The organism is Streptomyces sp. L-9-10 (assembly GCF_004151105.1).
GTDB lineage: Bacteria > Actinomycetota > Actinomycetes > Streptomycetales > Streptomycetaceae > Streptomyces.
The window spans coordinates 42429-54876 of record NZ_PHRF01000053.1 but is presented as its reverse complement, the minus strand read 5'-3'; the positions used below and the strand labels follow the sequence as shown (position 1 = coordinate 54876).

General features: G+C 66.4%; 10 protein-coding genes. 6 read left to right on the top strand and 4 right to left on the bottom strand.

Features of this window, described 5'->3' with window-relative positions:
* Positions 1–102: 102 nt before the first annotated feature.
* Positions 103–1425 carry an SGNH/GDSL hydrolase family protein gene (locus CU044_RS14780; protein WP_129769042.1) on the bottom strand — a complete coding sequence of 441 codons (1323 nt, stop codon included), beginning with the start codon at positions 1423–1425 and terminating at the stop codon, positions 103–105.
* 235 nt (positions 1426–1660) lie between these two features.
* On the opposite strand from CU044_RS14780, the gene CU044_RS14775 reads away from it, so the two are divergent.
* The 3 genes from CU044_RS14775 to CU044_RS14765 all read left to right on the top strand — a co-directional run bounded on the left by CU044_RS14775 (position 1661) and on the right by CU044_RS14765 (position 5275).
* Positions 1661–3223, top strand: coding sequence for a DUF445 domain-containing protein (locus CU044_RS14775; protein ID WP_129769041.1), 1563 nt, complete (start codon positions 1661–1663; stop codon positions 3221–3223).
* A gap of 158 nt (positions 3224–3381) precedes the next feature.
* Positions 3382–4212, top strand: a complete 831-nt coding sequence (locus CU044_RS14770; protein WP_129769040.1) for an alpha/beta hydrolase — start codon at positions 3382–3384, stop codon at positions 4210–4212.
* A gap of 79 nt (positions 4213–4291) precedes the next feature.
* Complete coding sequence (locus CU044_RS14765) at positions 4292–5275, top strand: hypothetical protein (protein ID WP_129769039.1); 984 nt, start codon at positions 4292–4294, stop codon at positions 5273–5275.
* A gap of 354 nt (positions 5276–5629) precedes the next feature.
* Here CU044_RS14765 and CU044_RS14760 read toward each other — a convergent pair whose 3' ends face one another.
* Complete coding sequence (locus CU044_RS14760) at positions 5630–6580, bottom strand: RelA/SpoT domain-containing protein (RefSeq protein ID WP_129769038.1); 951 nt, start codon at positions 6578–6580, stop codon at positions 5630–5632.
* Positions 6580–7602, bottom strand: coding sequence for a DUF262 domain-containing protein (locus tag CU044_RS14755; protein ID WP_129769037.1), 1023 nt, complete (start codon positions 7600–7602; stop codon positions 6580–6582). The genes CU044_RS14760 and CU044_RS14755 overlap by 1 nt, the downstream gene beginning before the upstream one ends.
* A 614-nt stretch (positions 7603–8216) precedes the next feature.
* Between CU044_RS14755 and CU044_RS14750 the strand changes: the two genes are divergently transcribed.
* A complete protein-coding gene (locus tag CU044_RS14750; protein ID WP_129769036.1) occupies positions 8217–9329 on the top strand; it encodes a DUF3578 domain-containing protein in 1113 nt (370 codons plus the stop codon).
* Positions 9330–9469: 140 nt separating this feature from the next.
* On the opposite strand, the gene CU044_RS14745 is transcribed toward CU044_RS14750, so the two are convergent.
* Positions 9470–10468, bottom strand: coding sequence for an SEC-C metal-binding domain-containing protein (locus CU044_RS14745; RefSeq protein ID WP_129769035.1), 999 nt, complete (start codon positions 10466–10468; stop codon positions 9470–9472).
* A gap of 73 nt (positions 10469–10541) precedes the next feature.
* On the opposite strand from CU044_RS14745, the gene CU044_RS14740 reads away from it, so the two are divergent.
* Together CU044_RS14740 and CU044_RS14735 are read left to right on the top strand one after the other, a co-directional pair.
* Complete coding sequence (locus CU044_RS14740) at positions 10542–10754, top strand: DUF3311 domain-containing protein (RefSeq protein ID WP_240045606.1); 213 nt, start codon at positions 10542–10544, stop codon at positions 10752–10754.
* The gene (locus CU044_RS14735) at positions 10751–12382 is read left to right on the top strand and encodes a sodium:solute symporter family protein (RefSeq protein WP_129769034.1); all 1632 of its coding nucleotides are present in this window, start codon (positions 10751–10753) and stop codon (positions 12380–12382) included. The genes CU044_RS14740 and CU044_RS14735 overlap by 4 nt, the downstream gene beginning before the upstream one ends.
* Positions 12383–12448 lie beyond the last annotated feature (66 nt).

The following is a 12448-nucleotide window of genomic DNA, read 5'->3' as shown; positions in this document are numbered from 1 at the left end:
TTACCTCCGTGGCCCGCGCTGCTGCGGCCCGTACCCCCGTGGTGGGCGCTGGTGCGACGCTCACGGTGCCCCCGGCCTCTGCCGCCCCCCTGTGCCACACGCTCACAGCTGGGCCGGGGTCCGGTCCTCCAGCAGCCGGAGGCCCAGGTAACGGCCCATCACCCGGTACCCCGCCTCGCTCGGGTGCAGCCCGTCGCCCGAGTCGTACACCGGCCTGATCCGGTCGGGCGCGTACGGATCGCGTACCACCTTGTCGAAGTCCACGACCTCGTCGAAGACCCGGCCCGAGCGGATCTCCTCGTTGACCCGGTCGCGTACGGACTCGGTGGTGGCGTTGTACCCCCGGTGCGCGCCGAACGGTGTCAGCGTCGATCCGATCACGCGCAGCCCGCGTGCCTTCGCCCGCTGGGCGAGTTCGCGCAGCCCGGCGGTGATCCTGGCCGGGTCGGTCTCGCCGCCCCGCAGGATGTCGTTGATACCGAGGTCGATGACGACGGTCCTGGCACCGGCCCGGTCGAGTACGTCACGCTGGAAGCGGTCGAGCCCGCTCGCGCCGTTGCGCAGCACCGACGCGTCACTCAGGACGCGGTTTCCGCCGATGCCCTCGTTGACCACACCGATGTGCCGGTCGCGCAGGCGCGCGGCGAGCACATCGGGCCAGCGGCGGTTCGCGTCGTAGCCGGAACCGACCCCGTCGGTGATCGAGTCACCGAAGGCGACGACCGCGCCCCGCGCCTCGCGGTTGAGGACATCGACGGCGGTGAGATAGCGCCAGACCCTGCGCGACGGGGTGTACGCGGTCGCGTCGAGGTCCCGCGTACGGTCGCCGTCGGCGAGATACGAGGTCTGGAGCGCGTGCCGGTGGTACGTGACGGGCCCGCCGCCGCGCGGGGTGTGGAGCGTGACCAGCAGATCGCCGGCGTACGGGACCCGCAGCGCCACGGGATCGCTGACGATCTGCCCGCCGGGCGGTACGGTCACGGCCGCCCGGCGGCCGAAGGTCAGCTGCCGCATGGTCCCGGCGACCGCCTCGGGGCCGCCCCCGCCCTCGCCGACCGCGACCGAGGCGCCGCCTATCAGCAGCGGGGCGGGGCTGTAGAGGTTGGAGAAGGTGATCCGCACGCTGGTGCCGCCGATGCTGGTGTGCACGACGTTACGGATGGAACGCCCGGGATGGCCGACCGGCGCCCCCGGCTCGGCGCCCGACGGAGCGGCGGCCCAGGTGCCGGTCCAGTTGCCGGCGAAGGCGGGCGCGGCCGTGCCCACGGGGGTACGGCCCTGGGGGCGGTCCCCGGAATCGTCCGCGTCCGCGCGCGAGCCGCCGGCGCCGTCCAGGAGCCCGTACCCGGTGATGATGACGCCGCACACCAGCGCCACCACCGCGACCAGCGCCCCGAGCAGGGCGTATCCGTGATGTCTGGTCATAGCCCCCGTGTCCCCCGTGTCTCCCTGAATCCCTACCTGCAGAATCACATCATCCGACATCGCGCGGGAACTCGACGTCCGCCCCGGGAGTACCTCAGGCAGGGACAATGCGGTAGGGGCTGGGGTGTGACGGTGGGCGCGGCCCTTGTGCCGGGCACGAGAACGGGAGCATGGAGCGTTGAGCAGAGTGCGCTGAGCACGGCGCTTGCGCGGACGGGTGGAGCGGGTGGAGCGGATGGAACGTACAGATCCGGAGAGAGCGGTGGAGGGCGGCGGCGGTAGCGGCGGGTCTGGTGGGCCTGGTGGGTCCGACAGGCCTGGTGGGTCCGGTGGGGCCAACGGGTCAGGTGGGCTTGGCGGGGCCGGTGGGTCAGGCGGGTCTGGTGGGCCTGGTGGGTCCGACGGACCTGGCGGAGCCGGTGGGTCAGGCGGGTCCGGTGGGTCCGCTGGATCGGGTACGTCGGGCGTCCCCGGCAGATCAGGTCTGCCGGGCGCACCTCGGCCGTCCGGGACCGGGAAGCGTTCGGCGCTCCCCGCCTTCACGTATACGGCCGCCGACGAGGAGAAGCTGCGCGGCGTCCGCCGGATGAAGACCACCGCCACCGGTCTGCTGCTGCTGGTGGCCCTGGTCTACGTGCTCGCCACATGGGCGAAGAACTCCGGCATGGGCGGCTGGGCCGGCTTCGTCGCCGCGGCGGCCGAGGCGGGCATGGTGGGCGCGCTGGCCGACTGGTTCGCGGTGACGGCGCTGTTCCGGCACCCGCTCGGTCTGCCCATCCCGCACACCGCGATCATCCCGAACAAGAAGGACCAACTGGGCACCTCGCTCGGCGCGTTCGTCGGCGAGAACTTCCTCTCGGCCGAGGTCGTACGGAACCGGCTGAGGGCTCTCGGCATCGGACGCAGGCTCGGCACCTGGCTCGCGGAACCGGACCACGCCGACCGGGTCACCGCCGAACTGTCCACGGCGCTGCGCGGCGCGCTGACCGTCCTGCGGGACTCGGACGTACAGGCGGTCGTCGGCGAGGCGATCACCCGGCGGGCGGACGCGGTCGAGATCGCGCCGGGGCTCGGCAAGACCCTGGACACGGTCGTCGCCGACGGCGCCCACCACCGCGCGGTCGATCTGATCTGCGCCCGCGCGCACGACTGGCTGGTGGAGCACGGGGACTCGGTCATGGACGCGGTCCAGGGCGGGGCGCCGGGCTGGACGCCGCGCTTCGTGGACCGCAGGATCGGCGACCGCGTCTACAAGGAACTGCTGCGCTTCATCACGGAGATGCGCGACATGCCGGCCCACCCGGCGCGCGGCGCCATCGACCGCTTCCTGCGGGACTTCGCGGCGGACCTCCAGTCGGACACGGACACCCGGGCCAGGGTCGAGCGGCTGAAGTCGGAGCTGCTGGCGCGCCCCGAGGTGCAGGACATCATCGCCTCGGCCTGGGCCTCCGTACGGGCCATGATCATGTCGGCGGCGGAGGACGACCGGAGCGAACTGCGCCTGCGCGCCCGCGCCTCGCTGCTCTCCCTGGGGTCACGGCTGGCGACGGACGCGCGGCTCCAGGGGAAGCTGGACGGATGGATCGAGGACGCGGCGGCGTATGTCGTCTCCACGTACCGCGGTGAGATCACCTCCCTGATCTCGGACACGGTCGCGAGCTGGGACGCCGCCGACACCTCCAAGAAGATCGAGGCGCACATCGGCCGCGACCTCCAGTTCATCCGGATCAACGGAACGGTGGTGGGCGCGCTGGCGGGCCTGCTGATCTATACGGTGTCCCACTTGCTGGGCGCGTGACGAGGCGCTGGGCGCGTGACGAAGCGCTGGGCGCGTGATCCGGACCATGTCGTCCGTTCACGCGCCCAGCCACCATGGGGGAGTTGCTGTTGAGTACGGAGGGCGGGACAGGACCGTTCAACGGAACCGGAAAGCGTCTCCATGAGACGTCCGATGCCATGGCACGCACCACGAGAACGGTGCGGAGCGACGACGGCGTACGGCTGACGTATGTCGACCACGGCGGTGACGATGGGGCCGGCCCGGGGCGGCGGCCCGTACTCCTGCTCCACGGCCTGGCGGGCCACGCCGCCGAATGGGACCCGCTCGTACGGCTGCTCCGGCCCGCGCACCGCGTGGTCGCGTACGACGCGCGCGGCCACGGCGCGAGCGAACTCCGCCCGGCGGACGTCTCGCGCGCGGCGCACGTACGGGACGTGGTGGCGGTTGCCGGACACCTCGCGCTGAACCGGCCCGTCCTCGTGGGCCAGTCCCTGGGCGGTCATACGGCCATGCTCGCCGCCGCCGCTCATCCGCGCCTGTTCAGTGCCCTGGTACTGATCGAGGCGGGCCCCAAGGGCCCCAGTCCTGAGCTGCCCGCGCGGATCGGCGGCTGGCTGGACTCCTGGCCGGTTCCGTTCGCGTCCAGCGAGGCGGCGACCGCGTTCTTCGGCGGCGGTCCGGCCGGCCGGGCGTGGGCGGCGGGCCTGGCGGAACACCCGGACGGCCTGCGCCCGCGTATCGACCGGGAGGTGATGGTCGCCTGCGTCGCGGAGAACGCCCGCCGCTCCTTCTGGGAGGAGTGGTCCCGGGTGCGCTGCCCGACGCTCGTCGTACGCGGCGCGTCGGGCTCGATGCCGGAGGCGGAAGCCGCGGAGATGCGGGTCCGCCGTCCGGGGACGGAGGTACGGGTCATCCCGTCCGCGGCCCACGATGTCCATCTGGACCAGCCGGGGGCGCTGCACGAGGCGATCGCAGCGTTTCTGGGCCGGTATGACCATCTGCCTTGAACGCTACGGAGGACGCAAGAGATCGTCACAGTCCGCCGACGCGTGTCCACTCCGGGCCGGGCGTGGGCACGGAACCCCCATGCCCCGAACCACCCCCGCCGACGCGGCCATCGCCCAGCTGTCCCGTACGCAGCGGCGCCTGGCGACCACCCGCCAACTCCGCGCCACCGGCCTCGCCGCCAGCACTGCCCACGCCCGCTGCGCACCGTCCGGCCCCTGGCAGCGCCCGCTGCCCGGCGTCGTCCTGATACAGACTGGCGCTCCGGACGTACGCCAACGGCTCCTCGCCGCCGTCCTCTACGCGGACACGGAGACGGCCGCCCTCTCGGGCACAGAGGCCGTCCTGACCGGCGAGGCGGCGCTCGCGCTGTACGGGGTACGGGACGCGGGCACGGACCGCGCCGACGTCCTGGTCGCCGCACGCCGCGGCCTGCGCGACAGAGCGTACGTACACCTGCGCCGCACCAGCCGCTGGCCACCGACGCTGCTGGTCGACGGCATCCCCTGCGTACGCCCGGTCCGCGCGGCCTCCGACTGCGCGGCCCACGAGCCCTCGCCGGAACGGATCCGCGCGATCCTCGCGACGACGGTCCAGCGGTGCAGCTGCCACCCGGAAGATCTCCGCGCCGAACTCCACGCCTCCCACGCCCTCCGCAACCCGGCGGTACGCACCGCCCTGGACGAACTCCGCGCAGGCATCCGCTCCATCGCCGAGGGCCGGGCCCGCACCACCCTCCACGCCGCCGGCCTCCCGGACGCCCTCTGGAACCCGGCCCTCTTCACCTCGACGGGCACCTTCCTCGCCCGCCCGGACGCCTACTGGCCGTTCGCGGGGGTGGCCCTGGAGGTCGACTCGGAGGAGTACCACCTGGGCGTGGCCGACTACCGCACCACCCTCCGCCGCCGCCTGCTCCTGGAGTCCCACGGCATCGACGTCACGAGCGCGGCCCCAGCCCTGATCCGCGACCACCCCGAGGAACTGGTAGCGGCGATCCGCACCAAACTCCACCTGGCCAAATCCCGCCCAGACCGCCCGAACATCATCATCCGCCCGTACCTCTAGGCCAACTCGGACCGGTCGCGTTGACGAACCACATCCCTCAAAGCGGAAGCGTTCTTGCAGTGGTCGCTGAGCAAGCGACGATCGATATACCACCGCCCTTCCTTACTGACTCCATGCCCACGACCTCGAAATGGACGAGGACCTACAACACGCCCAGCGGCACTGCGAGTCGGAAACGTCATAGGCGGTCGCCTCGGTTTCCCGCAGTCAACGATGGATGGTGCGAAAGATCGACACGTTCCTAAAGTCCGAGCATTTCAGTCTCTGGTTTTTTGTCTTTCGGGCTTTCCCGTAGCAAGTCGAAGTAGAACAGGTTCGTCGCTAGTCTCGCGCTTCTTTCGACGAGGCGCCTCTCTACGAAAGAGCGACCCTCTTTTCAGAGGGCCATTTGGCGGCTTGAGGAACCATGTCCTCAAGCTCACTGGAAATCAGCAATCTTCGACGCTTGATCCCCTTCAATAGTTCATCGAATCGCTCGCGAAGTAGGATTCCAACGATCTTGTCGACGGGGCTTAGTGATAGGGCCTCCACCAAGTCGGGATGCAACTTCGATAGATCCATTAGCTGCTCAACAGTCACTCCTGCGGCAGTCAATATTCCTTCGACAGTGATCGCAAAGCGTCTCATGTCGGCAGGTAGGCGATCGGCGGTCCACAATTGCTCGGCTGCTTCGATTATCTGATTTCTGCTATCGAAGAGCGCGTAGACCGGCTCGGCATCTACCTGCGCGACGTTTGAAATATTTGCAAGAACGTCGTCGACGATTTCCAACAGTCCACGAAGGCGGCTATCCAGTCGCGCCTCTCGCCATGAAAAGCGAGAGCCTTTATAGATCACATCATGGGTTGACTCCTGCAGTGCATGCTGGATGTAGGTGGTGAACTGCAGCTCAATCTTCACCTCTTCGAGTTCGGGGTGTCGATCGATATAGTCCAGTGGAAAACCCACAATCAAGTGAGGTTGCTGATATCTGAAATCGGTAGGTTTACCGGCTTCGGTGTTTTTAGTATCAACTTGTGGAAACTTTCCACCGATCATCTCAATTGCATTACCTACATCGGCTGGATGTAGAAAGACCGCGCGTGCGGCGATCAGGTCTTCGATACCCCAAATTCCCTCGTAATCGCCTTTTTGTAGCTTGGCGAAGACTGAATCAACTGATTTAACTCGAACTTGCAGGGATACCGGGCGAAGGTCATGCAAATCTGCGGCCAAACGGGCATTGAGCCATTCCGCCCCGACCTCCAAGGATTGCGATATCTCGCTGTATTTCCCACGGAAAGAAGCTGAGATGGTGGCACGCATCAGTGACCTATCAGTACGTCACGGAGAAATCCGGCGCGTAGCTCTCTGTTCGATTTCTTGTTTGATCCTTGGACTGCAGCAATTCTGTAATCAACAGATCTACGAGTCTGCTGGGCGTCGATCTCGAGGGCAAAATCCTTCAGCTGCAACCCTGCCTGTTCGGCTGATGGAAGCTCTCGTTTATGGTGTAGTTCGTCCGTGGCAGCCCAAAGCGAGTAGAAGTCGGCGACGTTCGAAAAGCGGCTTCCTTTCAGAGGGTAGGTGCTATTTACTTCTCTCAAATAATCCTGCACGCCAATGAAATGCTCGTCGGCTATACTCTCGCCGTTCACCTCCTTATCGTTGCTCGCGTAGTAGTCGTCAAGATAGTCTTTCCCCTCTTGGACCCCATCCATGGAAAGGATGTAGAGCTCCGAAACATACTCTACATCCTGCATGCGTCGAATTCTGGCCGGAGTTACGAGGCCAATTTCTGCCCAGAAGGGGTGCTCGGCAAGTTGCTCGACCTTACGAATAAATGCTCCGTCGAACTTAGCGTGCCGCAACTCCTGCTTATTTAGACGTGCTACGTTTCGGTTCAGTCGATCGAAGGCGTCATTGAGTTCTACGATGGAAGCCCTTTTAATGTTCTCGACGGTGAAAACATACTCCAAGAGTGCAAGCTTCACTTCTTCTGGAAGCTCCGAGAAGTATTTATTTCCGAGCCCGATGTCGTTGAGATCGTCTGGGGTCGTGAACTCATCTCGCTGAAACTCGAACAAGGCGGTGAGTCGCTGCTTACCATCGATTACGCGATAGATGGTAGGTCGGTCCACCGAGACGTCCACTTGTAGGAATATTGTGGGCGCCGGATAGTTTCTTATTAGTGAGTCGACGAAGAATTGCTTGTACGAAAGGTTCCATACGCTCCGCCTCTGATAGGGCGGATCAAGGTCGAGTCGCCCGGCAGATTGCAAGTCGAGGAACCAGCTGGCGGCTTGGGTGGTCGTTGAGCGAGAGAATTGGGTGCCTGGTGTGCTCATGCAGTCAGCTTCCCCTTTGGGTCATTGGTCGAGCAACTACGCAACTGATTGACGGCAGGATACTTGCAACCGAGGCGCCCCCTGAACTTGCCGTGCGACGCTTTTCCTTTGGTTTAATTGGTACCATTTTGGTTCATGTGAATCGATTGCAACCTTTGTGATATTTTGCATGTATTTACCACTCTTGATGGAGTTATGCTCAAATTTGTTGCCGCTGGGTAGGTGATAGATGTGATTTGTATTCGTGCGCTGCTCTGCGGTTCCGGCGCGCATGTGGGGTTGTCTGTCGATCGCCGGCGGGTGCGCGGAATTGCATGTTATGAATTGGTGACTGAGTGTGCGAAGCGAGTTGTATGAGCCAGCCGTTTCCAGAGACGACGCACGTCGAACTTCACGGAGCGCGTCTCGCCATGCGGTGGCGGGACGCTAACCAAGTAGCACCCATGACGTCCAGAGCCTCGGTTGCGGCGTCCGCAGGTCGTCCGCGAAGGCGCCAAGCCTGGTGTGGCTCGCGTGTTGAAAACGCCTGATCGGGCAGGCTTTTGACGGGCCGTACGGTTGCTGTTTGATCAAAACTGATCGTAAAACTCTTGGCCCTGTTCTAGATTTGAACCATGGGGATACATGGTCTGCTGCGCGAGGTCGCCGAAACGTATGACGCGAACGCTGGGTCGAGACGGGACGTTGTGGGGCAGCAGGTGCTGCGAGGGGTCGCGAAGCGCCTCGACCTGGGGCTCCCGTCAGGGCTCATCGCTAGGGGGTACGGAGGGCAAACGACGCCTGCCGCAACGCCGTGGATTGGCGTGTTCGATCCAGAGATCAATAGCGACGCTGGGAAGGGCCTCTACTTGGCCTACATCTTCGCCGCGGATCTCCTTACAGTTTCTCTAACACTTCAGCAAGGTATTACGCATCTAGAGGATCGACTCGGTAGGGGGCAAGCGCGACAGGAGCATCTTCGGCGTCAGGCCGCCCGGCTTCGCACAGTGGTAGCTTCTCAACGCAGGAACGGATGGTTTGACGAGCCGGAGTTGAGGCATCACGCGGATCGTCCGCGAGCGTACGAGGCCGCGAGCGTGATTGCTCGCCGCTACGAGACGGCGGCGCTACCTGATGAGATGGCGCTCCAAGACGACCTCGAACATGCGGCCGAACTACTTAAGCGGGCGCATGTCGCCGATCGCCTGTGGCAGTTTGAGGATAGCCCCACCCTTCAGGTGAACTATGAGTTCGATGGACACACGGTGAATGAGGGCGATGCGCTCGCCGGCTTCTCCCCCAAGGATAGCTCCGACTACATCGCGAATATCACCGCACGACAACAGATCAAGAAGCGCCATCACGAGGCGCTCGTCCAATCATTTGGTCAGCATGTCGTGTCGTGCGGATACATTCCGACCACGAGGCTCATGCATCCCAAAGATCTCGTCCTGCATCGCGCGGACCAGGGTTCGAACACCAGTGACGAGTGGCTAGTGGAGGCGAAAGTCGTCCGAGGTGGCAATCCGACAGAGGCTGTTCGGCAGGCTGTCGGTCAACTCTATGAGTACAGCCACTTCTTGTATCGTGAACGCAAGCGTCCCGAGCCTCATCTCGTAGGTCTGTTCACCGAGGATGTCGGTGTCTACTCAGGCTATTTGGAGGAACGGGGTATCGCCTCGATTTGGCGGGACGGCGATGGTTGGCGCGGATCGCCTCGTGCCGTCGGGTGGGGAATGACGGGATGATATAGCAGCTGAAAAATATTCCGATTGGCTCTCGCTCTCCGGGTGCGCCGGAGATTCGGCGTTCCAGCGCACCCATCATGCCAGGGGCCGCGTATCTGAATTCACGCTGGCGGCCACGGTCCTGTCGCCGCCTCTCCCTTTCAGCCCGTGCCGTGGCAGGCCCTGTAGGGCTTTGTTGATCCGCACCAGCACGGGGCGTTGCGGGCCGGGGGCCAGGGGGTGGCTCGGCCTCGGGCTGCGAGGGTGGTGGCGTATTGGGGGAGCAGGTCCGTGTTGGAGGGGGACGACTGTTCCGAGGCCGCGAACGCCTCGTACGACGGGACCGTCGCCGTGACGATGCCCAGGTTGGGGGTGCCGGTGGCGGCGAGGTCGCGGAGGGAGGATTCGAGGTGGGACAGGTGGGTCTCGTGTGAGGGGTACTCGGTGGTCAGGGTCGGGTACGCGGTGAGGAGTTCGGCCAGTTCCGGGGCCGGCCAGTGGAGCATCGCCACCGGGAACGGGCGGGACAGGGCCGAGCGGTACGAGCCGAGTTCGGCGCGGAGGCGGGTGATCTCGGCCTGGAGTTCGGCGGGGTTGTCCGAGCCGAGGGACCAGAGGCGTTTGGGGTCGTGGAGTTCGTCGAGGGTGACCGAGGCGGGGTTGACGCGGTCCGCGAGGCCGTCCCAGTCGTCGTGGTCCAGGGCCAGCAGGCGGCGGACGCGGTGGCGGCCGATCAGCAGGTTGTGGACCGGGTAGGGGACCTCTTCGCCCGGGGTGAGCAGTATGTTGAGCGCGGTCGTGAAGGTGTCGTGGGCCGCTTCGAGTTCGTCGTGGGACTCCAGCGTCTCGGCGACGATCTCCCAGGGGCCCGGGTCCAGCGGGGCCGCGGTGCGCAGGCCGTCGATGATCGCGCGGGCCTCCGCCTCGTGGCCGTACTCCCAGAGGTTGGCGGCCTGGAGCGCCTTGACGAACTGGGGGTGGTCGGGGGAGGCCGCGAGGAGGGTGTCGTAGAGACCGGTCGCGCGGTCGCGGTCGCCGGCCAGTTCCAGATGGGCCGCGGCCCGGAGGAGCAGGGGTTCGTGATCCTCGGGGTACTGGGCAGCGGTGCGCAGCAGGCGCTCGGCTTCCGTGGTGTGGTCGGCAGGCATGTCGGGGCGCATGACGGACACCGTACTGCCGTGCGGGGCGGGAGCGGAGGGGGGCGGCCGGTCGTGCCTCGTCTAAGGTCCTGACGTGCTCCGACACCGTCCTCATCTGCTCTGGCTGCTGGTTCCGTTCGTGCTGTTCCTGGCAGCGCTGCCCTGGGTGAACCGGGTGAAGCCCGTGATCCTCGGGCTGCCGTTCCTGTCCCTGTGGCTGCTCGGCGCCACGGTGCTGACGCCCGTCGCCGTCGCGCTGGCCTGGCGCGGGGATCAGCGGCTGCGGCGCCGGGAGGGGGCGGAGTGAACGCCGTCGTCGCCACCACGATCTTCGCCGTCTTCATGGTCGGGACGGTCGGCCTCGGGCTGCTCGCCGTCCGCCGGCGTACGGGCGGCGGGATCGCCGAGTGGTCCGTCGGGGGACGCAGCCTCGGCGCCGTCTTCATCTGGGTGCTGATGGCCGGCGAGAGCTATACGAGTTTCAGCTATCTGGGCGCCGCGGGCTGGGGCTACAACTACGGCGCACCCGTCCTCTATGTGGTCGCCTATATGTCCTGCGGCTACGCGGTCGGCTATGTCGTCGGCCCCATGTTGTGGGGCTATGCACGCCGCCATGATCTTGTGGGGATCACGGACATACTCGCCCACCGCTTCGGGCGGCCCTGGCTCGGCGCCCTGACGGCGGTGCTCGCGACCGTCTTTCTCCTGCCGTACATCCAGCTCCAGATCACCGGCATGGGTGTGGTCGTCTCGACCATCTCGTACGGGGCGATCAGCCTCAACTGGGGCTATTTCATCGCCTTCGCGGTGACCACCGGATTTGTGGTGGTGAGCGGGCTGCGAGGGAGCGCCTGGGTCTCGGTGCTCAAGGACGTACTGGTGATCGGCACCCTGGGGTTCCTCGCCGTCTATGTGCCGCTGCACTACTTCGACGGGTACGGGCCACTCCTCGACCGGCTGGTGGCGCAGAAGGAGGAGTGGCTGACCCTGCCGGGACACGGGGGCGGCGGAGCGGGCGGCAGCGGGCTGGGCACGGCCTGGTTCATCACGACCTCCCTGCTCAACGCGCTGACCGTCGTCATCTTCCCCACCACCGTCGCCGGCTATCTGGGCGCCCGCAGCGCCGACGCGCTGCGACGCAACGCGATCTGGCTGCCCGCCTACAACGTGCTGCTCTTCATCCCGATGCTGCTCGGCATGGCCGCGCTCTTCGTCGTCCCCGGGCTCACCGGCGCCGGCTCCAACCTCGCGCTCTTCCGGCTCGTCGTCGACTCGCTGCCCGCCTGGGCGGTCGGGATCATCGGAGTCGCCGCGGCCCTCTCCTCGATCGTGCCGATGGCCGTGTTCATGCTGGTGATCGGGACGATGTGGGGGCGCAGCGTGCTCTCGCTCGTACCGCGCTGGCGGGCCAGGCAGAAAGGCGCGGCACAGGTGGTCGTCGTGGTGGCGGGCGCGGGCGCGCTGGTGCTGACATACGCCGCGCCCAACACGCTCGTACGGCTCTCCCTCATCTCGTACGAGGGGATGGCGCAGCTGCTCCCCATGGTGCTGCTGGGGCTGGTGTGGCGGCGGCTGACGCTGGCGGGCGGGCTGAGCGGGCTCGCGGTGGGGGTGGGGACGGTGTGTGCGCTGGTCTTCACCGGCCACGATCCGGTGTGGGGGGTGAACGCGGGGATCGTCGCGCTCGCCGTCAATCTCGCCGTCGCGCTGGCGGTGACCTTCGCGACGAAGGCCGACGCCGACCAGCGGGCCGACGCGGACGTGCTCGCGCGCGATTCCCTCGAATCCGGCGAATCCGAATCCGGCGAATCCGGCGAATCCGGCGATTCCCTCGGCTCCCGCGAATCCGGTGATGCGCGCGATTCCCGTCATGGGGGCGATGTCATTCCCGCACCTTCGGACGGTGCTCCCCGCAGCGCCGCGAGCGCCGACTGACCGACCGCCGCCGGTACGCCGGACCCTGCCCCGGCCCCGCCGACCGCTTCAGCCCCTGTCGGCCGA